At 52.3% G+C, this 24,705-nt stretch carries 25 protein-coding genes; 1 reads left to right on the top strand and 24 read right to left on the bottom strand.

What is annotated here, in order from left to right:
• Window positions 1–123 precede the first annotated feature (123 nt).
• From rpoD to rsgA, 21 genes are all read right to left on the bottom strand, one after another.
• Window positions 124–1,239, bottom strand: coding sequence for an RNA polymerase sigma factor RpoD (gene rpoD / locus ABE504_RS15295; RefSeq protein WP_126143165.1), 1,116 nt, complete (start codon window positions 1,237–1,239; stop codon window positions 124–126).
• Window positions 1,240–1,275: 36 nt separating this feature from the next.
• On the bottom strand, window positions 1,276–3,132 hold the full coding sequence (dnaG, locus tag ABE504_RS15290) for a DNA primase (protein WP_430090017.1): 1,857 nt from the start codon (window positions 3,130–3,132) through the stop codon (window positions 1,276–1,278).
• A 43-nt stretch (window positions 3,133–3,175) separates the two neighbouring features.
• Complete coding sequence (locus ABE504_RS15285) at window positions 3,176–3,637, bottom strand: YaiI/YqxD family protein (protein ID WP_430090014.1); 462 nt, start codon at window positions 3,635–3,637, stop codon at window positions 3,176–3,178.
• A gap of 88 nt (window positions 3,638–3,725) precedes the next feature.
• Window positions 3,726–4,541 carry a pyruvate, water dikinase regulatory protein gene (locus ABE504_RS15280; protein ID WP_430090011.1) on the bottom strand — a complete coding sequence of 272 codons (816 nt, stop codon included), beginning with the start codon at window positions 4,539–4,541 and terminating at the stop codon, window positions 3,726–3,728.
• A 93-nt stretch (window positions 4,542–4,634) separates the two neighbouring features.
• Complete coding sequence (gene recO, locus ABE504_RS15275; RefSeq protein ID WP_430090008.1) at window positions 4,635–5,384, bottom strand: DNA repair protein RecO; 750 nt, start codon at window positions 5,382–5,384, stop codon at window positions 4,635–4,637.
• 45 nt (window positions 5,385–5,429) lie between these two features.
• Window positions 5,430–5,582, bottom strand: coding sequence for a YqzL family protein (locus ABE504_RS15270; protein WP_430090005.1), 153 nt, complete (start codon window positions 5,580–5,582; stop codon window positions 5,430–5,432).
• Window positions 5,583–5,678: 96 nt separating this feature from the next.
• A complete protein-coding gene (gene era, locus ABE504_RS15265) occupies window positions 5,679–6,578 on the bottom strand; it encodes a GTPase Era (protein WP_430090003.1) in 900 nt (299 codons plus the stop codon).
• Between the two features lie 6 nt (window positions 6,579–6,584).
• The gene (locus tag ABE504_RS15260; protein ID WP_430090044.1) at window positions 6,585–6,998 is read right to left on the bottom strand and encodes a cytidine deaminase; all 414 of its coding nucleotides are present in this window, start codon (window positions 6,996–6,998) and stop codon (window positions 6,585–6,587) included.
• 34 nt (window positions 6,999–7,032) lie between these two features.
• A complete protein-coding gene (locus ABE504_RS15255) occupies window positions 7,033–7,734 on the bottom strand; it encodes a diacylglycerol kinase (protein ID WP_430090000.1) in 702 nt (233 codons plus the stop codon).
• Entirely contained in the window at window positions 7,734–8,264 is a 531-nt protein-coding gene (gene ybeY / locus ABE504_RS15250) for an rRNA maturation RNase YbeY (RefSeq protein ID WP_430089997.1), read from the bottom strand. The genes ABE504_RS15255 and ybeY overlap by 1 nt, the downstream gene beginning before the upstream one ends.
• Window positions 8,265–8,280: 16 nt before the next feature.
• Window positions 8,281–10,506 carry an HD family phosphohydrolase gene (locus tag ABE504_RS15245; protein ID WP_430089994.1) on the bottom strand — a complete coding sequence of 742 codons (2,226 nt, stop codon included), beginning with the start codon at window positions 10,504–10,506 and terminating at the stop codon, window positions 8,281–8,283.
• Between the two features lie 45 nt (window positions 10,507–10,551).
• Window positions 10,552–11,490, bottom strand: a complete 939-nt coding sequence (locus ABE504_RS15240; RefSeq protein ID WP_430090041.1) for a PhoH family protein — start codon at window positions 11,488–11,490, stop codon at window positions 10,552–10,554.
• A 33-nt stretch (window positions 11,491–11,523) separates the two neighbouring features.
• The gene (yqfD, locus tag ABE504_RS15235) at window positions 11,524–12,717 is read right to left on the bottom strand and encodes a sporulation protein YqfD (RefSeq protein ID WP_430089991.1); all 1,194 of its coding nucleotides are present in this window, start codon (window positions 12,715–12,717) and stop codon (window positions 11,524–11,526) included.
• A 30-nt stretch (window positions 12,718–12,747) separates the two neighbouring features.
• Window positions 12,748–13,026 carry a sporulation protein YqfC gene (yqfC, locus tag ABE504_RS15230; RefSeq protein ID WP_430089989.1) on the bottom strand — a complete coding sequence of 93 codons (279 nt, stop codon included), beginning with the start codon at window positions 13,024–13,026 and terminating at the stop codon, window positions 12,748–12,750.
• 173 nt (window positions 13,027–13,199) lie between these two features.
• Window positions 13,200–13,661, bottom strand: a complete 462-nt coding sequence (locus ABE504_RS15225; RefSeq protein ID WP_430089986.1) for a hypothetical protein — start codon at window positions 13,659–13,661, stop codon at window positions 13,200–13,202.
• 17 nt (window positions 13,662–13,678) lie between these two features.
• The gene (floA, locus tag ABE504_RS15220; RefSeq protein WP_430079919.1) at window positions 13,679–14,668 is read right to left on the bottom strand and encodes a flotillin-like protein FloA; all 990 of its coding nucleotides are present in this window, start codon (window positions 14,666–14,668) and stop codon (window positions 13,679–13,681) included.
• 15 nt (window positions 14,669–14,683) lie between these two features.
• A complete protein-coding gene (locus ABE504_RS15215) occupies window positions 14,684–15,349 on the bottom strand; it encodes an NfeD family protein (RefSeq protein ID WP_430089983.1) in 666 nt (221 codons plus the stop codon).
• Window positions 15,350–15,535: 186 nt separating this feature from the next.
• On the bottom strand, window positions 15,536–15,979 hold the full coding sequence (locus ABE504_RS15210) for a GatB/YqeY domain-containing protein (protein WP_430089980.1): 444 nt from the start codon (window positions 15,977–15,979) through the stop codon (window positions 15,536–15,538).
• 8 nt (window positions 15,980–15,987) lie between these two features.
• Window positions 15,988–16,161 (bottom strand): 30S ribosomal protein S21, encoded by a 174-nt coding sequence (gene rpsU, locus ABE504_RS15205; RefSeq protein WP_028558020.1) that lies wholly within the window; start codon window positions 16,159–16,161, stop codon window positions 15,988–15,990.
• A 109-nt stretch (window positions 16,162–16,270) separates the two neighbouring features.
• Window positions 16,271–16,621 (bottom strand): histidine triad nucleotide-binding protein, encoded by a 351-nt coding sequence (locus ABE504_RS15200; RefSeq protein WP_430089977.1) that lies wholly within the window; start codon window positions 16,619–16,621, stop codon window positions 16,271–16,273.
• Window positions 16,622–16,728: 107 nt separating this feature from the next.
• A complete protein-coding gene (gene rsgA / locus ABE504_RS15195; protein ID WP_430089974.1) occupies window positions 16,729–17,793 on the bottom strand; it encodes a ribosome small subunit-dependent GTPase A in 1,065 nt (354 codons plus the stop codon).
• Between the two features lie 191 nt (window positions 17,794–17,984).
• Between rsgA and ABE504_RS15190 the strand changes: the two genes are divergently transcribed.
• Window positions 17,985–19,907 carry an FAD-dependent oxidoreductase gene (locus tag ABE504_RS15190; RefSeq protein WP_430089971.1) on the top strand — a complete coding sequence of 641 codons (1,923 nt, stop codon included), beginning with the start codon at window positions 17,985–17,987 and terminating at the stop codon, window positions 19,905–19,907.
• 96 nt (window positions 19,908–20,003) lie between these two features.
• On the opposite strand, the gene ABE504_RS15185 is transcribed toward ABE504_RS15190, so the two are convergent.
• From ABE504_RS15185 to ABE504_RS15175, 3 genes are all read right to left on the bottom strand, one after another.
• Window positions 20,004–21,947: a stalk domain-containing protein gene (locus ABE504_RS15185; RefSeq protein WP_430089968.1), complete on the bottom strand. Its 1,944-nt coding sequence runs from the start codon at window positions 21,945–21,947 to the stop codon at window positions 20,004–20,006.
• Between the two features lie 663 nt (window positions 21,948–22,610).
• Entirely contained in the window at window positions 22,611–23,714 is a 1,104-nt protein-coding gene (locus ABE504_RS15180) for a hypothetical protein (RefSeq protein ID WP_430089966.1), read from the bottom strand.
• A gap of 215 nt (window positions 23,715–23,929) precedes the next feature.
• The coding region (locus tag ABE504_RS15175) for an SbcC/MukB-like Walker B domain-containing protein (protein WP_430089963.1) at window positions 23,930–24,705 on the bottom strand (776 nt) is incomplete at its 5' end.

The following is a 24,705-nucleotide window of genomic DNA, read 5'->3' as shown; positions in this document are numbered from 1 at the left end:
CTTCCTAGCTACTATATCGGTGCGCGCAGGGTGAAGCTTTAGTAGCAGTTTTGGGCGACCCTTCCATCCTTCATTTCCATGCAGAAAGACCCCGCCGAATATCGGCAGGGCCTGATCCACGACTTATTCCAGAAAATCTTTTAAACGTTTGCTGCGGCTCGGATGTCTAAGCTTTCTGAGTGCCTTCGCCTCGATTTGACGAATCCGTTCCCGAGTAACGCCGAACACTTTCCCAACCTCTTCCAACGTACGTGTACGTCCGTCGTCCAAGCCAAAGCGCAGGCGAAGCACGTTTTCTTCTCTTTCCGTGAGCGTATCCAGCACATCTTCCAGTTGCTCTTTGAGCAGTTCATACGCCGCCGCGTCGGCAGGAGCGAGAGCTTCCTGATCCTCGATAAAATCACCCAAGTGCGAATCGTCTTCTTCACCGATCGGCGTTTCGAGCGATACAGGCTCTTGTGCAATCTTCATGATCTCGCGCACTTTATCCGTGCTTAAATCCATTTCCTTAGCGATCTCTTCAGGCGCCGGCTCACGGCCAAGTTCCTGCAGCAATTGACGGGAGACCCGGATCAGCTTATTGATTGTTTCCACCATATGTACCGGAATCCGGATCGTTCTTGCTTGGTCGGCGATTGCGCGCGTAATCGCTTGACGGATCCACCAGGTCGCATACGTACTGAATTTATAGCCCTTCGTATGGTCAAACTTTTCAACCGCTTTGATCAGACCCATGTTGCCTTCCTGAATCAAATCGAGGAATAGCATACCGCGGCCTACATAACGTTTGGCGATCGAGACAACGAGACGCAAATTCGCTTCCGCCAGACGGCGCTTCGCTTCTTCATCCCCGTTCTCAATGCGTTTGGCTAAGCCAACCTCATCTTCCGCAGAAAGCAACGGCACCCGGCCGATTTCCTTTAAATACATCCGAACGGGATCGTTAATTTTAATCCCTGGCGGCAAGGCCAGATCATCATCAAAGTTAAACTCGTCGCGCTCATTGTCCTCGGAATTCATAGAATCGTCGTCCGATTCATTCCCTACATCAATGCCTTGCTCGGAGAGTTGTTCAAAAAACTCATCGATTTGTTCAGGATCCTGATCGAAGGGAGCTAATTTCTCCATAATATCCTTGTAAGTCAATGAAGACCTTTTCTTCCCTTGCTCAATAAGCTGGTCTTTCACTTGTTCCAAGGTCAATTCTGTCTCTAGTTCTGTACGCTGATCATTCGCCATGGTACGGACTCCCTCCTCCCTAGTCATGAAGTAAAGCTAAGATGACTTCAACTGCTGTTCTAGGGCAATAATTTCAATTGCAATTTGCGCTGCCTTCAGGTGGTCGCCTTCACGCTCCGCGCGGACTCGCTCTTCTTTTTTGCGTGCTACTTCTTCTTGCATCGGAACTTTACGAATCTGGCGAATATAGTCGTCAATCACTTGTTCGTTCATTCCATGACCGGCTCCCATCATCACGATGGAACTGGCCAAGCTCTCAAGCTGTTCGTCTTGCAGCATGGCAATGTATCGGCTTGCATCAGGCTCAGAATATTGAGCGTAGTAAGCATATAAATAAGCAGCTAAGACTGCGTGAGCTTCAACATTGAATTGATCGCCAAGCTCCTTTTCCACATGCGCGCAAACCTCGCGATCATGCATCATAACCGCTAAAATCAACCGTTCTGCATTATGATAGGCGGGTAAAAGCGTTGGTGACTTCTTAGAGCGCGTTCTTTCCGCCCCTCTCCCATTATTCATAACATTATTCCACAGAATTGGTTTATTATCCCCATCCGGCTTGTTTTTTTCGGACTGCAGCAAGATTTCGTGGAGATCCAATTTCATAGCTTCATAGGAAGAATCCGGGAATTCAGAGGCAAGCTGTTTCAGATAATGCTCCCTCTCCATTGGGGAAGGAAGCGTGCTGATCAATTTCACCGCAGACTGCAAATAACGAATGCGGTCACCATCCTCGTGCAGTTTAAAATTTTTGCGAATGTATACAAGCTTATATTTCATCGATGGTACGGAAGCGCCAATGACCTCTCGTACGAATCGGTCGAACCCGAATTGCCCTATATATTCGTCGGGATCCTTGCCATCCGGCAGCATCGCTACTGTAACGCGGCTTCCTGCTTCCTCCAGCAAAGGAATGCTCTTGTACGCCGCTGCTTGACCTGCATGATCGCCATCGTAACAAACGACGATCTGATCGGCATTCCGGTTCAGTAGCGAGGCATGTTCCTTCGTCAGCGCGGTTCCCATTGTTGCTACACCGTTCGTAACGCCAGCTTCCCAAGCTTTGATCAGGTCGACGTATCCTTCGAAAATGACGGCTTGCTGCAGCTTGCGCATGTTTGGCCGCGCCAGATGCAAGTTGTACAGCGTGCGGCTCTTATTAAACAAGATGGATTCCGGGCTGTTCAAATATTTCGGCTGAGCATCCCCCATTGCCCTTCCTGCAAAAGCGATCACTTTGCCGGTGGCATCGCAAATGGGAAACATGATACGCTCCCGGAATTTGTCCACATACCCTTGTCCGTCATGCTTGGCCGAGATCAAGCCCCCGCGTTCCATCAGGGCAAGATCGAATCCACGCTTCTCCAGCTGCTGGACTAACGTATCCCACATCGCCGGCGCATAACCGATCTGAAACGTATCGATGAGCTTATCGGAGATGCCTCTGGCGGTTAAGTATCCTTTCGCCGCCCGCCCCTGCTCCGTATTGCCGACAATATAATGATAAAACTTGGCGGCAAATTCATAGGCTTTGAGCAAAGTGGCTTTTTCCTGCTGCTGTTCGTTCTGTTCTTCGGAAGCACTTTCCCAAGTAATTGGAATATCCGCTTCCTCCGCCAGCTTCGTTATCGCTTCAGGATAACTTAAACCTTCAATTTCCATAATAAAACGAATGACATTTCCGCCCGCCTGACACCCGAAACAGTTATAAATCTGCTTTTCCGGCGTCACGGTAAACGAAGGGCTCTTCTCAGAGTGAAACGGACATAAGCCCTTCATATAGTGCCCTTGTTTTGTTAAATGTACGTGCCTGCCTACAACATCAACAATGTCATGGCGTGTAAGTACAGCCTCAATGACCTCTTCAGGTATGCGTCCGTACCTCAATTCCATCCACCTACAATTCAAGTCGCTATTTCCGACTCAGTACTATTCGCTATTCTTTTTCGATTTCCTGCAAATATTTTAAAAGTTTTGTCAAACCGTGTAGAAAATTTTTGCGATCTTCTTCCGTAAAAGGTTTCGGCCCTTTCGTATGCTTGCCGCTCCTTCGGAGCTTCGCGGAAGCATGACGGCGTTCAAGCAAGTAGTCAATCGAGCTGTCGGTGTATTCCTGTCCGCGGTTCGTAAGGCAGATCGCCCCTTTGGCCAGCCCTAAAGCGGCAAGTCCAAAATCTTGGGTAACCAAAATGTCCCCGGAACGAATATGATTGGCAATGTATAAATCGACAGATTGATCGGATCGGTCGACTTGCACAACCTTCACGCCAGGACTTTCATTCATTTTGTGATCAAACGAAGCGACCAGCACCACTTGGGTGCCGAATGGCTTCGCCGCCTGTTCGATTTCCGCTTTGACAGGACAAGCATCTGCGTCGACAACAATGTGTCTTACCATCCAAGGACATTCCGCCTTTTCGAAATCTCACCGTACTATTATATACGATGGGTGAGCAAAAAAATCCTGCAAAACCGATCATAAAACGTTACTGCACATGTTCGATGTGATCCAGAATTAGACTCGCCGTTTCTTCGACGGCACGGTTGGATACGTCGAAAACGACACAGCCGATCCGGTTCATGATTTTGTCTGCAAAATCCAGTTCTAGTTTTATACGTTCCACATTCGCATAGGTTGCATTTTCTGCAAGGCCTAGCGTGCGCAGTCTTTCCTGGCGAATCACATTGAGCTTATCCGGGTCAATGCGCAGGCCGATGATTTTATCACTGGGCACGGTGTAAATCGCCGCTGGCGGCTGCATTTCCGGAACGAGCGGCACATTGGCTACTTTTAGACGCTTATGGGCCAAATACATCGAAAGCGGCGTTTTGGACGTTCGGGAGACGCCTAGTAAAATGATGTCCGCCTTTTGAATGCCGCTGAAATCGCGTCCATCGTCATACTTCACCGCGAATTCGATCGCTTCTACCTTTTTAAAATAATCTTCATCCAGGGGATGAATCATACCGGGCTGTCTGCGCGGTTCCTGGTGCAGCACATTGCCTAGCGCAGTCACGACAGGGCCTAACAAATCAATGTAAGGAATATCGTATTGCTTGGCTTTCGAGATGAGGTCGTCCCTGAGTTCGGGAACGACCAGCGTAAAGACGACAATGCCGCCATGCACCCGAATTGCGCTAATGACTTTATCAATCGCGTCAAAATCGTGTACAAACGGCGCTCGCACAATCTCAACAGGCGCCGGATGAAACTGCATCGCGGCGGCGCGAACAACCGATTCCCCCGTTTCGCCGACGGAATCGGAAACCACATACACCCGAGTTGGCTGCGGCTGCGTCATGAACATCTACCACCTTCCCGCACGAGAAAAACCTCACCGATTTGCAGGCAGCATAAAGGCGAGGCGATTTCAAGAGCTTTTGCATGTGAAATCCTAAATGTTATACTTCTCCATTTGTTCGATAAATCCTCTTGCCTTCCAATGCACACCGATGTGCGTATCCATGTAAGTTCGCATGCATGTTTTCAACTGTTGTTTCGTTTCTTCTTTCACTTGAACGCTACCAAGTCTGCGCATATCCATACGCGGAAACAGTCTGAGCAGCTTCTGTGCCCCTTCCCCAACGGCAATGGCCGAAGGATCTTTGTGGCGGCACCGCATGCAGAGCAGCCCGCCCAAAGCGGGGCTGAAAGAAATGATGCCGTCCGTCCCGCCGCACGACACACAGCTATCCGTCACCGGCAAATAGCCGGCGAGGTCGAACATTTTCATTTCATAGAGATGAACGACGATTTGCATATCCTTGCCCTCTTCAATTGCAGCAAGACCCGCACGGAGCTGCTCGAAAAAATAATGGCCACCCTCGTCGTCGCCGAACATCCGATCCGTCATTTCCGTTAAGTAGGAGGCATAAGCCGATTTATGTAAGTCTTCCCTCAGCGCATGATGCGCGTGGGTGATTTCCGCTCCATTCAAAGAGCCCATTTGGCCGCGCTGCTTAAAAAAAACAAAATCGCCGTACGTGAACAGCTGCGTGACGGCGGCATGCTTGCTTTTCACCTTCTTCGCCCCCCGAGCCATAACACTAACCTTCCCCAGCTCGGGGGTGAATAAGCGAACGATTTTATTGCCCTCTCCGTGATCCATCGTACGAATCACAATTCCCTGAACGCTCTGCAGCACAACGTTTCCCCCATGATCGAGCTGCCCGTTAAGCCTGCCTCAACCTCAGTTGCTCAGGCCGTCAAACGGCTCTTCATTCGATTGATCTTCTTTGGCAACCTCGGCGTCCATGCCAGGTTCTCCCGTAACTTGCTTGTACAGCAGATAGGCGTCCACATCACCGGTCTTTGAAAAATACGTCCACGAAAAATCTTTCATGTTCAGCATCCTCCTCATCGAACGTGATGTTCATAGGATGCACAGTCCGCTGCACACTATGCGACATCGCAATTGGTACTCTCAGGGAACTGCGCGTTAATCGTGACGGAAACCTAGATCTTTCAGCACGCGATCCTGATTTCGCCAGTCTTTCTTCACTTTCACCCATAACTCCAGAAACGTCTTGGAGCCGAGCAGCGTCTCGATGTCGCGGCGGGCTTGCTTGCCGATTTCTTTGAGCAGGCTGCCCTGCTTGCCGATAACAATGCCCTTCTGTGATTCGCGCTCCACGAAAATCACGGCGGAAATATGCACAACGCCGTTCGCTTCCACGCGCATATCTTCAATTTGCACCGCTATGGAATGCGGAATTTCCTCCCGCGTCAGATGCAAAATTTTCTCACGCACCAGTTCCGCGCAGACGAATTGCTCCGGATGATCCGTTATCTGATCAGCAGGATAGTATTGCGGCCCTTCCGGCAAGTAACGAATAATTTGCTCGAGCAAAGTCGTGACATTGTTGCCCTTCAGCGCGGAAACCGGAACGACCTCTGCAAAGTTGTACAAATCTTTATACTGTACAATGACTTCAAACAATTTTTCTGGCTGAACGAGATCGATTTTGTTCAGTACGAGGAAGACCGGCGTCGTCACATGCTTGAGCTGCTCGATAATATAGCGGTCCCCGCCGCCGATACCATCCGCCACGTCCACAAGGAACATCACGGCGTCCACCTCGCCAAGCGTGCCATGGGCTACTTTGCTCATATAATCGCCGAGCTTGGACGTCGGCTTATGAATCCCTGGCGTATCCAAAAACACGATCTGGCCGCTGCCCGACGTATAGACGCCATGAATTTTATTACGGGTCGTTTGCGGCTTATCCGACATAATCGCAATCTTTTGCCCGATAATTTGGTTCATCAGCGTAGATTTGCCGACGTTCGGCCGTCCGATAATTGCGACAAAGCCGGATTTGAATGCTGTTTTGGTCACTTCCGTTTATCCTCCGTTTGCATGTAAATCTTTCGTTGTAAACGCCCCGGGCAGCAGTGCAGACACTGTCGTTTCATACACATTGCCCTTCAAATTGCTCAAAAAGACGGGCATATCCGGCTCGCATAATTCAATGAGCACCTGCCGGCATACCCCGCAAGGCGAAATCGGACCTTCTGTGTCGCCCACAACGGCGATCGCTTGAAAAGATCCTTTCGCATGGCCATCCGCGACGGCGCGAAACAGCGCAGTGCGTTCCGCGCAGTTCGTCGGCCCGTATGCAGCATTCTCGACATTGCAGCCGAGGTGCACCTGACCGTTCGCGTCCAGCAGTGCGGCGCCGACCTGAAAATGCGAATAAGGCGTATATGCGCGTTTCATCGCTTCTTTGGCGAACCCAATGAGCTTTTCTGCTTCCATCATCATAGACGTCCACCTTATCTGTATCATTTAGTTATATCATGTTTAAGCAGGCAAAAGCGAGCAGCGTGACGACAACGCCGATTAGCGCACCCAAGAAAAGTGCCGGAAATGGTCTCGTCTTTTTATCATACAGCACTGCAAAAACGAGAATCGAAAGCAAATACGCAAGCAGCGCCACGATCGTCAAGGAGACGAAAACGAGAATGACCGTCGAAATGGCGAACGCAATCGCCGTCAAGAGACTCGGGCGCACCAGCTTCCCTTTATCGGAGAATCGGGTCTCGATCACGATAACCGTCAGCACAACAAGCGCGATCAGAATCCAGATCGTCCCCGCCGTGAGCGGCGTGTCGTGCGTACGCATGTGGCGCAGCCACTTGTCAATGGGATCGAAAAAAACGATCAAGCCCACCACGACGGCGAAGCCGGCTGACACCAAAACGGACGCCGCGGCGACGTCCTTTGCAATTTTGGCGAGCGGATGCTGATCCGGCATCGCCAGATCGACGGCTTTTTCCACTGCGGTATTGATCAGCTCTGTCACAATCATTAACGTCACGGCGAGCAGGATGAACAAAATATCCGTCTTGGACAAATGAATGAACAGCGCCGCAAAAAGAACAAGAAACGCAACACAAAAATGAAATTTCATGTTGCGTTGCGTATCCAGTGCGTACTTAATTCCTTCATAAGCGTAGCGGAAGCTTCTGCGCCATTTCCGAAAGCCCGACATTAGCGCGTCAAGCCTGCCTTTTGCAAGATCGCTTCCTGCTTCGCAAACATTGCTTTCTCTTCTTCTTCCGTCTGATGGTCATAGCCAATCAAGTGGAGAAAACCGTGCACGAACAGGAAGCCAAGCTCCCGGTCCACGGAATGTCCGTACTCTTCGGCCTGCGCAATCGCGCGCGGCACGGAAATGATGATATCGCCAAGCGGCTCGATGAACGCTTCCGAATCCGCTTCGCCATCTTCCGCAGCCTCATCGTCAGCCCCATCTTCGTACTGAATCTGCAGCTCGTCCTCGCCGAATTCGCTCATGGCGAACGACAGCACATCGGTCGGCTTATCCAAGCCGCGGTATTGCTTATTCAATTCTTGAATCGTCTCGTCGTCGACGAACGTCAATGCAACTTCCCCAACGGCTACGCCTTCCAGCTCGCCAGCCATGTCCAGGAGCTCTTCCAGCTTCGCAATAAAGGCCGGGGAAATATCCTGTACTTCCTGCTCCGAGCTCCACACCAACGTTAAATCTTCACTTGCCATGTTCGTCCCGCCCTTTCTAATCGTTCTTCTTCGGCGCCACTTCGCTCGGATATTCGATCCGGGAATGGAAAATACCCAGAAGCGTTTCATTAAGCGTCTTTGCGATGATATCCAGCTCTTTCAAGGTCAAATCGCACTCATTAAACTGCCCGTCATCCAAACGGGATTTAATAATCTTCGTGACCATCGAATCGATTTGCTCCAGCGTCGGGTTGCGTAGCGAGCGCACAGCAGCTTCGACACTGTCGGCGATGCCGACGATGGCGGCCTCCTTCGACTGCGCCTTCGGCCCGGGATAGCGGAAATCTTCTTCGCGCACCTGCTTGTCGCTGTTCTCCTCTTCAGCGAGCTTCTTCGCTTTATGATAAAAATAATGAAGCAATGTCGTGCCGTGATGCTGTTCGGCAATATCGCGGATCGCCTTCGGCATCTTGAAATCTTTGAGCATCTCCACGCCGTCCCGCGGGTGCGCGATGATGATAGATTTGCTCAGATTCGGATCGATGCGATCGTGCGGGTTCTCGATATTCGTCTGATTCTCGATGAAATAGCTAGGCCTTCTCGTCTTGCCGATGTCGTGGTAATACGACCCGACGCGGCACAGCAGCCCGTCGGCTCCAATTGACTCGGCGGCCGCTTCGGACAAATTGCCGACCATCACGCTGTGATGGTACGTGCCCGGCGTTTCCGTCAGCAGCTTGCGCAGCAGCGGATGGTTCGGGTTCGACAGCTCCACCAGCTTGAGCGGCGAAAGAATGCCGAACGCCGTCTCGAAGAACGGCAGCAGTCCGATCACGAACACGACTGTGATAATCCCGCCCGCCGCGGCGAAAGCGAGGGAGAACAGCACCTCGCGCTGCTGGAAGTGATCCTCCATCAGCAGAATGGAAGTAATCGTTAGCATCGAGAAGAAGGCGATCATAAAGCCCGCTTTCAAGATGGTGGCGCGTTGGCTCGCCCGTTGAATCGTAAACACCGCGCTAAAGCAGATCACGAGCGTGACCAAGCCGTATTTGAAATCGAATAATTGTTCATGCTCCGTATTGAAAATAATGCTCGACATCAGCGAGAAAATAACGGAGGAAATGAACGCAAGCGGGGCATCGAGCAGGATCGCAATCAGAATGCTGCCCAGCGCCGCCGGCGCTAAATAACCGACAAAGGGGTACTCCACATTTTGGATAATGGAAATGATTTTCATCCCCAAAATGTTGATGACATAAATCAAGACGAGCATTAGCAGCTGCGTATTATTGTACGCAAGCTGCAGCTTGCTTTGCTTAATGAACATGAAAACGACGAATGACAGCAGCGCCGCAAGAATGCCCAGCCCCAGCTGCGGCAAGTGGTTCGCCTTGTCTTTCAGCAGCTCCAGCTTATCAAGCCGAGCATAAATTTCCTCGGTGATCACATCGCCGGCCTTCACGAGCACATCGTTTTTGTTAATATAGATCGGCTTCGTATTCTCGCGCGCCTGTCCTTTCGCGTCGTCCGTGCCCTTCTGGTCGAAGAACTTATTCGGCGTAATCAGCGTCCTGGCAATTTCCGTCACCATTTCGCGAGAGAGCGTTTTCGTCAGTTTCGACGTATTGACCAGCTCTGCCACTTTGGCACGTGCGGTTTGCGCATCCAACACCTGATCGTTCATCAGCTTCGCGACAATATCCTTCGCGACCGGGCGCATATCCGCCAGATCTTCCTTCGTCAGCCGCGGCAGCTTGAAGTACGCTTCCTCCGGTAGCGGATAGCTTTGATCCGCGAGACCTTTCTGAATCTGCTCCAGGAGCAGGTCGTTATATTGACCACTGATCGATAACGACTTGATCGCCTGACTTTGCAAATCCGACAGCATCTGGGGGATGACCGTGCGGAAAATGCTCACTTTATCGTCGAATTTCACTTCGTCATCGGAATTAATTTGAAGTAATTTATCGAAAATAGCATCTAGCATGACGTCGTTCTTCAAATTGACGATGCGATACACGGGCTGGACGCGCTTGGCGGCGTCCTCTTTGGCCTGCTCCGTGGCGACTGCGTTCTCGATCTGCCTCGGGGCGTAAATCGTTTTCTCACTCTTCGTTCCTAACTGAATATCGTAAACTTGCGGCACGAGCTTGGCATAAAGTGACGTATAGAAGATCAGCCCCAGCAGGAGAAACAAAATCACCCTCAAGGCCGTACTATACTTCCAGCCGCTCAGACGGTAATGAAATTTGCCTTTCATCTGCACTTCATTTTTCATTGCGGAGGTTCATTCCTCTCTATCTCGCCAGTCCTTTACCGATAATTACTTATCTGATTCTGCCTGGTACGCGACGATGATTTTCTGAACCAGAGAATGACGGACAACATCCTGTTCATCAAAATAGATAAACCCGATTTCCTCAATCCCGTTCAAAATCCGATTCGCTTCGACAAGTCCCGAAGACTTCCCGCGCGGCAAATCGATTTGCGTCACGTCGCCGGTAATGACCATCTTCGAACCGAAGCCGAGACGGGTCAGGAACATCTTCATCTGTTCCGGCGTTGTGTTCTGCGCTTCATCCAAAATAATAAACGAGTCGTCGAGCGTCCGTCCGCGCATGTAGGCTAGCGGCGCAATCTCGATCAGCCCGCGTTCGAGCGCCTTAGCCACTTGCTCAGGGCCAAGCACATCGTTAAGAGCATCATACAATGGGCGCAAATAAGGGTCAACTTTTTCCTGCAAATCGCCCGGCAAAAAGCCCAAGCTTTCGCCCGCTTCGACAGCAGGCCTCGTCAAAACAATTCGTTTGACAGCGCCTTCTTTCAGTCGGGTTACCGCCAACACGACGGCCAGGTAAGTTTTTCCAGTCCCTGCAGGACCGACGCCGAAGACGATGTCTTTCTTTTTAATCGTGTCGACATATTTGCGCTGACCGATCGTTTTGACGCGAATCGGCTTCCCTTTATGCGTCGTGGCGATCTCGCCTTTGAACAGCTCCAGCAGTTCGTCGGCCTTCATCTGCTTGGCCAGCTCGATCGCATAGTGAATATCCCGCTCCGTCAGCGTATAGTTGCCCCGAACAAGCTGCAGAAGAACTTCAAAGAGCTGCTGAAGTGAGTTCACTTCCGCAGCCCTCCCTTGTATCGTTATTTCCGCTTCGCGCGTATAAATTTGGGCGTCAAACTCTTTTTCAATCGTATGCAGAAATTTGTCTTGCGGGCCAAATAGAGCTAGTCCTTCGGCAGGATTTTTCAAAGTCATTTTCACAGATTGCGGATTGTCAATCAACAGGCCTCATTCTCCTTGTGTCACAATTGGTTGTTCGATGGCAATGTTCTCTTCGACCTCAAAATGAACGTCTATATAAATTTTACCATTCTCTGTTTTTTCATGCAAAATTTTTTCTCCGACCAGCCTGGCGCTCTCGCCCGCCGCCTTCAATAATTTCGCTCTCGCCTGCTCGAGACCTGTCTTTTTCGCCTGCGCAGCCTCCACCGGCTCTTCGATCACATGAACCTCCATGATCTTCTCGTGTAGCCATCCGAGCGGAAGCGACCAGCTTCGCCATGCCAGCGACTTACGCTCCGGAATCGTCTCGTAATGGGTATACGGCAGCTTGCCGTACCCACTCACCTGCAGAGCCTTCGAGCCGAGCACAAAGTAATTGCGCGTTTCCGTTTCACCGGTGTACACCCGATACTGCTTGCTCAGCGGCACTTCAATATGCGAAGTATACCACACCACGCCCTTCACCGTACCGTCCGCCACCACCGTCTGACTGTTCTGCTCGTCCCCGATCACGCCAGAGATGAGCACGTCCCCTTTGCGAACGTACGTATTCGGCTTCACGATAGGCCGGCCCTTCTTGGATTGAATCTCCGTGACCAAAGCACTCTTGCTCGCCACCAGATTCCGCGGAGAGGACAGCGGTTTCTTATCCGGCACCGTCGCTTCCACAACCTTGATCGTAATGTGCGTTCCGCGGATGTCGACCCCTACCCATGCCGCGCCCGGCAGCTGCGCTTGAATGCCCTTCGACAGCACCTCCGCTTTCGGCAGACGGAATTTCCACTGAAACTGATGAATGCCCTGCTTCGACGCAGCCTCCAGAACCTCAGCCTCCGTGATGCGGTCATTCCCGTCCACACTGACTTTCCAGACCAAAGATGTTAAGATGTACAGCGCAAGAACGGAAGCAATAAGTCCGATAAAAAACACTTTGCGGCGCGACACTCTTTCCATGAAAAAAGGCAGCCCATACCGCGCCAGGACGTGCACCCGGCAGCCTGTCCGCTTGAGCAGCGGCCGAAGGCGGAAGAAATCCTTAATCAGGATGTTGAGTTCCAGCTTCCCATCCTGCGTCTGTGTAATATCCCAAATGGAAAAACCGTCTTTGACGAGCGGTTGAATCAGCCGTTCACAGTCTCTGCCGCGGATGTGAATGCGGACATAACCTCGCAGTCTGGCAATGAATAGCGATTGTTTCATGACTCAGCCTCCAAATATCTCATCTCACACCTATGGCACATACTTCACATCGTCAATCATGCCTTCAATAAACACTTCTTCGGATAAAATAGCCCGAATTACGAGCTGCTTGCCGGTCACTTCCAGCGTGCCTTTCGTCAATTCAAGCTTCAAATATTCACTGGAAAAATGAAGTACCCCCCGATGATTCTCGACATACAGCTGTACGTTGCCAATCATCGTAATCCGCGGCAAATCTTGTACAACGTCCTGTGGCAGATCAAGGAGCTTAGCCGTGAACTGGTTCCATTTGCGGGTCAAGCGACGCATAGCTGGGCAGTACCCCCTCTGGTTCGAAGATCATATCTACGAAAAGGCGCATAGACTTTTTACCAAATTATGCGGCAATCGGCTGAATTATGAGAGAACGGGCCATAAAAAAGCGGAGGCAGGCGCTTTGCGCCCGCTTCCGCTTGGAGAGGAGATACGCCACGTGTGGCTGCTTATCTCCGATATGGTTTTTTTGCGCGCGGCGGGCCCAAAATTTCCGCCCACACGACGCCTTGCAGTACCTGTTCCGGCTTCGGCTCCGCCGGAAAAGGCAGAGCGGCCGTCAGATCGCCCGCGTAGACGGACGATTCGCCTGCGGCTTGCGGCGATGCGCCAAACGGCGATGCTTTAGCCGACTTCGGCGGCTTCACCGCGTACGCATCGTCCTCAGCGTGCGCATATGCGCCGCTCGCAGGCGCTTTAGGCCTTGCCGCGGCTGCGGCCTTCTGCGGCGCTCGCTTCGCAGGAGCCGGCTGTGCAGGGCCTCTGGCGCCGCTGCCAAACGTCGGCATCCCGGTTTTTGGGGCGCCGCTTCCCTTGGCGCCTTGTTTGCGTTTGTTCACTTGGTACAGGAACGTCAAAGCGATCAAGACAATATACCAATTTTTCAAGAGAAACAGAATAAGCTGTTCCATAGGATCACCTCAGCTTTTTATTCCTTCTCCGGCTTGCCGTCGTTCAATTTGCCTAGGGAAGAACGCATTTGCGTATCCGCATCGATATTTTTCAAATTCATATAATCCATCACGCCGATTTGTCCGGCGCGCAGCGCATCCGCCATTGCGAGCGGCACCGCCGATTCCGACTCCACCACTTTGGCGCGCATCTCAACGACCTTCGCCTTCATCTCCTGCTCGGCGGCTACCGCCATCGCGCGGCGCTCTTCCGCCTTTGCCTGGGCAATGCGCTTATCCGCTTCCGCTTGCTCGGTTTGCAAGTGCGCCCCGATATTTTTGCCGACATCCACATCCGCAATATCAATGGATAAAATCTCGAACGCCGTACCGGCATCAAGCCCTTTGCCCAGCACCGTACGTGAGATCAAGTCCGGATTCTCCAACACGTCTTTGTGCGACTCACTGGAGCCGACTGTCGTTACGATACCTTCGCCGACACGGGCAATAATCGTCTCCTCGCCGGCACCGCCGACGAGTCGGTCAATATTCGCACGCACCGTCACACGCGCAATAACTTTAACCTCAATCCCGTTCTTCGCCACGGCCGATACGTTCGGCGTCTCAATAACCCGCGGGTTAACGCTCATTTGCACCGCTTGCAGCACGTCGCGTCCCGCAAGATCAATCGCCGCGGCGCGTTCGAATTCCAGATGAATTTTGGCGCGGTGCGCCGCAATCAAAGCATTTACAACGCGATCGACATTACCGCCGGCGAGAAAATGACTCTCAAGCTGATTGATGCTGAGATCAAGTCCCGCCTTCGTCGCCTTAATCATCGGATTCACGATGCGGCTTGGTGTAACCCGACGCAAACGCATCGCGATGAGTGTAATAATACTGATGCGCACGCCTGACGCGAGCGCGGAAATCCACAGCATCACCGGCACCACGCTGAGCAAAATCGCCAACGCAACAATGATGACCGCCACTAATAAAATGAAATACAAACCTGGTTCAATTGTCATGGTCAATATGACCTCCTATCCGTTATTTTCCGTTGTCGCCGCTTTCACAACGACACGAACGCCTTCCACATGCGTCACGGCAACCGCTTGCCCAGCCGGGATAAAGCTGCCGTCCGTGACAACATCGACACGTTCCCCTTGAATCATCGCCATGCCTGCGGGCCGCAGCGGCGTTATCGCTTCACCCGTCCGCCCGACCAGATACGAATAGTCCGGTTGTGACGTAAAGCCTTTGCTCTCTGTCAATTGCTCCCGTAGAATGAAACGGTTCCACACGCCGCGATGTTGAAACCTCTTGATTGCAAACGCGAGCACGACAATGGCAACCAGCAGCGCAACGCCCAGCATAACCATCGCTTCTGACGGATCGGATGAAGCCATGATTACCCCGCCGAACAGACAAATGGCACCCAGCACACTCAAAATGCCGAAGCTCGGCACGACCAGCTCCAAAATAAGCAGGACCAGCCCCAAACCAAAGACGGCTAAATCGCCAAACCCCGTAAATCCCGCAAGGTAAAACCCGAGAAAATACAAAGCAAAACCCGCCACGCCTGCAAGCGCTAGCAATCCTGAACTGAAGAACAGCAATTCCAGCGCGATGCCGATAATCCCTACCATAAGGAGCACGGTCGCAGTGACCGGGTGTGTAAGAAAAGCGGCCAAGCTGTCTACGCCCATAACCATCTCTCCTTCCCCACATAACTTAGGAGACTTTCCGAAATTAAGTGCTTTTCGGAAAGCTCCATTAGTGTCTCACCTGTATGTACGAGCGAATCCGCGATCTGTTTCGTTTTTCGGCAAAAAAAACAAAAAACCGAGCGGAACGTATGCATTCCTCTCGGCTTTCTCAATTCATATGGAGTATTACCCTAATAATTGTTGAACTAACTGATTCACAACTTTTCCATCAGCGCGTCCTTTAACCTGTGGCATGAGTGCTGTCATGACTTTGCCCATATCCGCTTTGGAAGAAGCCCCAATTTGCTGGATGGTCTGCTGTACAATGGCTTTCACTTCTTCCTCAGAAAGCTGTTGCGGCATGTACTCAGCTAGAATAGCAAGCTCTGTCTTCAGGTTGTCGGCCAGGTCGTCACGACCCGCCTTCGTAAATTCTTGGAGGGAATCCTTACGCTGTTTGATTTCACGAGTTAGAACTTCAAGCACTTCATTGTCGTCTAGGGATCTTTTCAGATCGATCTCAGAATTCTTAATCGTAGATCGCACCATTCGAATTACAGAGAGCTTAAACTTGTCCTGACTCTTCATAGCTTGCTTCATATCTTCGTTCAATCGATCGGCTAAGCTCATGTTGCCTCCTAGAACTTTCTCTTGCGAGCTGCCTCAGATTTAAGCTTACGCTTAACGCTGGGCTTGTCATAGTGTTTACGTTTCTTTACTTCTGCAAGAACGCCGTCCTTAGCGATGGAACGCTTAAAGCGACGAAGTGCAGCATCTATAGTTTCATTCTTACGAACTCGAGTTTCTGACAACTGTTTTCCCTCCCTCCGAACAGACCATCTAAGTCATCGGTTATCAAATCTCATTATAGGCGATAGAATTGGGGGTGTCAATCGCAATCCTGATGTTTCCTTGGCGGATTTAGTTGTGCACGCCAAGTGGAGCCAATCTGGCTCCCGCCATCAAATGGTAATGAAGATGATGAACAATTTGCCCTGCATTCGCGCCAATGTTCGTAATTACCCGATAACCGGATTCTTCGACACCGAGTTCTTTCGCGATTTGCGCGGCAACACGCTGCATTTGGCCCACAACCGGCCAATCCTGCTCTTCGCCTGCTGACAGAGAAGCAAAGTGACGCTTGGGAATAATTAAAATATGAATTGGCGCCGCAGGCTGAATATCATGAAAAGCTAGCATATCATCATCTTCATAGACTTTCTTGGAAGGCAAGTCGCCTGCAACGATTTTACAAAACACACAATCTGTCATAGATCTGTAAGTCCCCCCGACATAGTAAGTTCATTTACACTTATTGTATCGAAAAGAGCTTCAAAAATCCATTCCAGCAAATCGTGATCACAATACCACTCTTAGTGTTAGCGGTGGGGCTGATTTTTAAGCGACTGGTGGATTTTTTTCCATTTGGCTTTTTCTGCCGCTTGCAGTCCCTTGTCTTCCTTGCGGGCCAAATAAGCCAACTCCTTCTGGAGTTTGACATAGCTCTGATAGCGGTCCTGATCCAACGATCCATCCGCCAGGGCGGCTTTGACTGCGCATTTGGGCTCCGAACCGTGCCGGCAGTCCTGATAAAAGCACATCTCCGCCAGCGCTTCAACGTCCTGGAATGACGTGCTGAGTCCCTCCGCGGCGCCCCAGAGCTGCAGCTCCCGCATTCCGGGAGTATCGATCAGAATACCGCCGTCCGGCAGCATAATAAGCTCGCGGTGCGTCGTCGTGTGCTTTCCTTTATCATCGCCTTCGCGTATATCGCCGGTCGCCAAAATTTCTTTTCCATAAATACGATTCACCAACGTCGATTTTCCAACACCGGAAGATCCTAGTAATGCTACCGTATGTCCTTGGGTCATATAGCTGGCAAGCGCCTCCAGGCCGCGATTCACCGCAGAGGAAATAATATGAATCGGCACGCCGATCGCTACGTCAGCAACCTCACTCGCCAAACGCTCGGGCTCCGCACACAAGTCAGCCTTGCTTAGAATGATTACGGGATTCGCCCCGCTTTCCCAAGCCATGACGAGATAACGCTCAATTCGCCGAACATTAAAATCCTGGTTAAGTGCAGATACTAGGAAAACGGTATCCACATTCGTCGCCACAATCTGCTCCTCGGTGACTTGCCCTGCAACTTTGCGGGAGAACTTGCTTTTACGAGGAAGCACGGCATGGATCATGGCGCGCTGCTCGCCCGGCCGAACCGAAAGTACCACCCAGTCTCCGACAGCGGGGTAATCTTCCCGGCGCTCGGCCAGATGGCGCATTTTGCCTGAAATTTCAGCCAACAGCTCGCCGGATTCCGTAATAACGCGGTACATATGCTTATGTTCCAGGCACACCCGCCCGGCAACGACCGTTTCGCCCACTTTATAACGCTGAAATGACTCTTCAAAAAATGAACTCCAACCCAATTCAAGTAAATTCAATGACGCTTTTCATCCTTTCGCTCCTAGATTCTATCTCTAGTATAGACGCCGCGAGGAAGGCGGACACGGGAAAGAATCGTTTAGACGATTTATTCGGAAACCCATTTTAGACAGTGGTCAATTTTAAACATAGACCGTCAGTCTAATTTGGCATATAATAGAATCAAATCGTACGTGAATGGAGTGAGCGGATGAGTCAGTTCATGAGGGCTTCCACTCGCAAAAAGCGTGATATCATGATGGAAACGGCCTTGGGCATGTTTATGACGCAAGGCTATGAGAATGTCTCCGTCGATGATATTATCGCGGCTACGGGGACGTCGAAAGGGACATTTTACCACTATTTTAAAAGTAAAGACGCCATTATCTCAGCTCTGTACACCAAGCAATTGGGATTGATTCAAGATTGGGTCAAACAGCCTCCCTCTAAGGTGCAATCGCTCGAGGGACACATCAATCGACTTTTTTTAGACCTTGCGTCCAATTTCCACAGTTCCCCCCGGCTCGTCCGCAGTCTGCAAGCTTTATCTTTACAAAGCGATGCGGTCAAAACCGAGGAACAGCGGCTGATGACGCAATTATCCCAAAGCTTGCTCCACTGGCTGCCGGAGCCTCATAAAATTGATTTGCTCGTGTGCATGTACACGGGAACGATTCGAACCTGGTGCTCGCAAGACAATGCCAATCTACTCACGATGATGACGAACAACTTGACCTGGCTATGGGGTGGGCTTCGCGCGAGCGAGCCGTCTGCCGCCCTGCAGGTCGATCCAGTTTCCAAGGAGGCACACACCATGAAAGTAGCTATTATCGGCGGAGGCTTAGCTGGACTCACAGCGGCCGCGTATCTCTCTGACAATCCACACATCCAAGGCACGTTGTTTGAACGGAGTCCTCAACTCGGCGGGCGTGCTTTTACTTATGAAAAAGCAGGCTTTACGCTCAATTACGGCGCGCATGCGATTTATGGCATCGACCGCCATACCATTTCGTCCATGGAAAAAGAATTAAGTCTTTCCTTCTCTTCCAAGCAAGTCGACAAGCGCAAGGTCGTATACGCCAAGCATGGCCAGATCACGACGGCTCCGCTCGATGCGATCAACCTGCTGAAAACGGACTTGCTTAACACCGCTCAAAAAGTGCGTTTTGTCGGGGAAATCGCCGCAATTATCGCCAACATCCATAATCTCAAAAACTATCCGACGCTGGCCGACTATTTGGCGGAATCCAATGCGGACGAAGACGTGAAAGAGCTCTGGGAGCATCTCGTGTGCTCGAACTTCTTTATTACGCCGGAGGATGCGCGGAAAGTGTCCGGCGCTGTTATCAGCGAGTATTATCACAATTTGTTCCTCTCGAGCAAGCCGGTGAACTATATTTTGGGCAGCTGGGCTGTTATCACGAATCAGCTTAAACAGAAGATGGTTGCAAGCGGCAGCTGGGAAATCGCCCTGCAGGAAGGGGTCGACAGCCTTCGGTACGCAGACCGCCAGTTCATTCTGCAAACGAAAAACCGCGAGATGGCGTTTGATAAAGTCATTTTTGCCATGCCGGTGCAGCAGGTTGTGAAACTGCTCAAAGGCACAGCCTGGGAGCCGTTCCTGGCTCCATATGAAGGCAACACCGCGACGGAAGTCATGGTGTACGACGTCGGGCTCAGCCAAGTCGTGGCTCGGCCGTTCAGCTACATCAGCGACATGGACAACAAAATGTTCATCAGCGACGTGTCCGCTACCGATCACACGCTCGTTCCTGAAGGCGGACAGCTGCTTCAAGGCATCGCGTACCTCAGCGACAACTTCGAAAACGAAGCAGAACGCAAATCATACCTAGAGCAAAAAACGTCGCAAATGGAAAACCTGTTTGACCAGCACTACCCAGGCTGGCGCGATGTGACAGCTGTTAAGCGGGTTTCGAAAAAAGCGATGGTGTCCAGTGTGAAAAACATCGCCTCCAATACGCTTCTGCCAACGCGCGTAGAGAACATCCCGTTCTACTTCTGCGGCGACGGCTGCCAAGGCAAAGGCGAACTCGCAGAACGCGCCTTCTCCAGCGCCCGCTCCGCGGCGCTCGGTATCACGCAGGAAATCGAGCAAATGCTGCAGCATATTTAAGGCGAGCCTGAGATTTTGCCTGGCTGTGCGAATCATAAACGAAAAAAGCTTCACGAGCAGACCGAGGTCTCGCTTGTGAAGCTTTTTTATGATGAACTAGCGTTTTATCGTGACAGTGCGTGTACCGCCATCCCAGCCCACCGTACCACCGAACGTCTCCCCGACGAATCTCGCCGGGGCCAACGTGTAGCCGCCCACAAGCGTGGCTGGCACTTCTAACTCTTTCTTTTCACCGTTCACATAGACCGTGGTGGAATCCAGCGTGAGTTTGGCCGTTGTGGAGCCTTTTGTCGCGGTCACGGAGCGCGTCGCCGCGTCGTAATCGACCTTCGCCCCCATCGCCTCGAAAATCGCGCGCAGCGGCGTGAGCGTCGAGCCATCCTTAATGACCGGCGGCTGTTCAAACTTCAAAGCTTTTCCGTCCAGTTCCACGGCAACTTGTGAGGAAAGTCCGAACGTGCGCAGCGACACTTGCTGACCTTCTTTGTTAGAAATCCGAATTTGCAGAACGGAACCTTCCGGCACTTCGCCCGCTTTAAGGTCAAGCCCATAAGGCAAGCTGGATTGCGACGCAATCGTGCGGCCATTGAGCACATAATCGATTTTTCCGATGTACACATCCGGAATTTTCACGAAAGGCGTGATGCGCGTCATTTTCTCGAACACATGATTATCGGCATCGATCGGCATGTAGCCTGTGTCGCCTGCTGGCTTGGCGCCATCCTCCACTTTGGAGAGCAAGTATGGATTCGCAATCAATTGACGGTAGTAGCTCTTGATGTCGGCAGAGTCGGACAGAGAGTAATCGTTCTTCGCGTTCGACATTTGCTGATCGACGTTAAAATACGTGATCGCTTTAAGCCGCGGGTACTTGTAAGGCATAATCTCGTATAAGCGCTGCAAATTCAGCTTCGCCCACTCGGTAAAATCCTCATCGGCCGAATGCGAATAATGCGGAACCCCCGTCTCACTCAACATGAGCGGCTTGCGATCGGCATACGTGTTGTACAACCGATTCAGCCGCTCGACATTGCTGGTCGCGAGCATGGACGGAAGCGACGGATCGCCATTCTCATACGGTTCGATGTACAAGCTAACGCCAACCCAATCCACATACGCATCACCCGGGTAGTACGGGTCAATATCGTTCGCCGGCACGTCGCCGGGGCTCCATACCATAGCAACGTTCGGCGCTTCCGTGGCAAATACATCGTGCAGCATCCGGAATTTCTCAATGTATTGGGTCGGATTGCCGTGCCATTTCACCCAATTGCCGTTCATTTCCCCGGCAAAACGCAGGAAAATCGGGATGCCGGCTTCTTTGGCTTGTTTCGCCCAACTACGTAAATATGTGCCATCGGTTACTGGGTCCAAACCGTCGTCCGGCTCCCAGGCGATTTGCAGCGCGCCTCCGGCTTCTTTTGCCCTTCTCGCGTACGTATCCGGGAAGCTTTGCCCCCAGTGCGCGTAGGCGAGATAGATCGCGTGCTTTTTCCCATACACGGATTCCGCTTTAGTAAAGATATTCCCGACTTGCGGGTCCTGTTCGGAATATAAACCAATGTATGTGCCGTAGGCTGGCTCGAACTTGGCTAACTTTCCTTTGTCAGGCAGCGAGCGCGCCTGAAAGACCGCCGGGTCCTTCTCCGTCCGGTACAGCTCCACAGTCGTCCGTATTTGATCGGCGCGTTGGAGCTTCACTGCGCCCCAGTCTCTGCCAGCACGGACCCAGTACGTATTTTCAAGCTCATAATAGTAAATCGCATCGTCGTACTGCCCAGCCGCATCGTAATAGCTGTCCAGCTTCCCGCAGAAAAGTGCGGCATTCTCCCACTCGCCTGTGCTGGCGTAATGATCGACAAGGTACTTCCAGTGCGGCACAGCGCCGGCGGAGTTCCCTTGGTTAACCAGCGCCTCGGCCTGCTGCCAATGGTCCCATACGACGTCTGCACGCACCCCCGCCGGTACACTTACCATGCTTGCTCCTAGAAGACTGGCTGCCAGAACGGTGATGGTGAGCCGTTTTTTATGTACGTTCAATCTAAAGCCCCCCTGCTCTCATATACGATTGCTATGATTGATACGCAAAGAGATGCAAAAAGTAGCAGAAATTGACGAAAAAAGCGGAGTTGGAGGGGAGGAGCTAATGGTTGGCGAGGAGGTGTCGGGAGGAGAAGCTTTTTGAGGGGTATCCCGATGACTCAGGAGGAGCTTGTTTGTGGGGGAGCACGGGGTGGGGCTGAGGCTGGTCGATAGAGCGAGGGATGGATGCTTTTGATGGTATCCCGATGAATCAGGGGGCGCTTGTTTGTGGGGGAGCACGGGGCGATGCTGAGGCTATCGATAGTGCGAGGGATGGATGATTTTGATGGATATCCCGATGAATCAGGGGGAGCTTGTTTGTGGAGAAAGCAGGATGGGTTGCGGAAGACGGTCCGACTGAACTGGAATAGCTCCTGTTCATTTTAGGCTTTTCGGGCAAATAAAAGGGCTGAACTGGAATTTCTCCATCACATTCAAGCGAAATCTCAGATAATCAGCAAAAAGGCTCGAATGTGCTGGAGGTTTACCAGTTCAGCTGCGCAATACAGTCATTACTTGAAATACCAACGGGAGAAATTCCAGCTGAGCATGCCCAATTCTTTCGATGAAATCTACGCTTCCCCCGCGATGGGCTAAGCCGAGCAAAGTCCGTACAGCGAATTATCTGACCGCCTTTACAAAAAGGACGCGTATCCGCTTGTTTTGCTTTTCGGACAACGACTGTACCGCCGAGGAGTTACCCGCCCGTAACGAGCCCCGTACATCGCCGGCTTTGAAGCCTCCGCCTGCCACAGGGACGGCAACCCGAATGCCATATGTCGCCATAATGAGGCCGATCGGATTGCTGATCGAGCGCATACCGTCGGGCGTACCGGCGAAATTAAGCGCAGCGGCATACCGGTCGCTTGCGCGCAGCCAGACGGAACCGGAATCACCAGGCAACGAGACAGGACCGTTATTGCCGCGAATGACCGATTGATTGCGGAACAATAGAGTGCCGAGCCTCCCCCCGTAGGAGACACGTACATCCACATTATTGGCTTCAACCGTCCCTCTGACCAACCCTGTTGTCCGTCCGGCCTTCATCAGTTGCGTGCCAACCGAATACGTGAGCAAGTGCCCTGGCACCGTGATCAGTCTCCCTAAGGAGGACACTTGATAACGTGGATTCAGCAGCCGATTGGAAGCGACAGCGAGCGCTGTATCTTGATAATTCAACACTCTTGCCCGCAGCGGGACGTATTGATACGCTCTGCCAATACGATCGCGCGCGACTGTGCCCCCGTCTGCCGGTCCCGGCTGAAGTGTTGCGGAAAACGCTGGCGAATTGTCTTTGATCAGCACATGATTATTGCTGAGCACGAATAGCTGATTGTTTTTAGTTACAATCAGACCACCGGTGCCGGTAGCGGCCGGGTCTGACTTCCCGATGCTGACGCCGCCGGGGACCGGACGAACTCGCGAACGGAACGAGACCGGCTTAAAAAGCTTGGGGCGAACAACCAGGCTATGGGAATTGAATGTGCCGGAAGCGACAAATCGAACGGGTATTGCAGACGTCGCGCCCGCTTGTGCAGCAACCGTCCGAAGACTATTCATGCTCGATGGCACGATTTTCTTCTGGGTATACACGATGACACTTGCCCCTAGAGCGGGCTTTTTCGGATCCACGTAGCCGACTCCAATGGCGGTGACCTCAGGTCTTTTCAGCAGCGTATGGGAGATCCGCTTTTTATGCCGAAGCGCTTCATGAAACGTTGCCATACACACTCCCCTTTCTTTGCGATGGTTCAGTGTATGTCCATCCCCGCCCCCTCGTCTCCTCCTTCACCTACCCCATCGGCAGAATCGCAAAAAAGGCGAATGGCTATACAGCCACTCACCTTGGAGAGAAGATGCTACACATGTCGGATGGTCCGGAAACTGCTGCGAAGACCTCTAACGGAGGAGCGGCGCACAAGTGAATCTGTATCGTCCGGCTACAGCTCCTCCACGACGATCCGGCTCCCACGGCCCGACGGTTCGGCAGGCTCAACGATTAATTTGCGTACAAGTCTGGCCCGTAACTCAGGCACGTGCGAGATGACGCCCACCGCCAGTCTGTCCGTATGCAGCCTCTCCAGCGCACCGATCACCATATCCAGCAGTTCCTGATCGAGTGTGCCGAATCCTTCATCCAAAAAGAAAAATTCGAGCGGATACTCGCCCTTCAGCTGAATTTGCGCGGACAGCGCCAGCGCCAGCGCCAGCGATGTCAGGAACGTTTCACCGCCGGAGAGTGTGCTCACCGGGCGCTTCACGCCGCCATTCGCATCGTCGCGAATGACGAACCCGCCGCCGGAATCGACTTCGATTCCGTACCGGCGGCGCGTCAGTTCGCCGAGCCGCTCGGACGCCGCGCGGCTCACTTGCATGAGCTGCTCTTCGGCGAGGTACTCAACGAAGGCGTTCGCCTTGAGCACGGCTTGCAGCTTACCAAGCCGCTCCAACTGCGCAGCGAGCTCTACGCGCTGCACTTCGAGCTCGCCCCAGCGGGCGTGCCGCACGGCCAGCTCACTCGCGCCCTGCGCAGCCGCCGCCCGCGCTTCCAGCGCGGCCTCGGCGGCCGCTTTCGCTGAGCGCAGCTGCTCCTGCGACTGCGCCCAGTCGGCCGCGCTCAGCGAGCGGCCCTGCAGCTTCGCTGCCAGCTGCGCCAGCTGGGCGCGCAGCGCCTGCGCACGCTCGCGGTGCTCGGCCGCGAGCTGCGCCCATGCGC

Origin of the sequence: Paenibacillus oryzisoli, assembly GCF_050467285.1 — a bacterium.
In the GTDB taxonomy this organism is placed as follows: domain Bacteria; phylum Bacillota; class Bacilli; order Paenibacillales; family NBRC-103111; genus Paenibacillus_E; species Paenibacillus_E oryzisoli_A.
The sequence above is the reverse complement of the archived record's forward strand: the minus strand, read 5'-3'. Positions and strand labels throughout refer to the sequence as shown.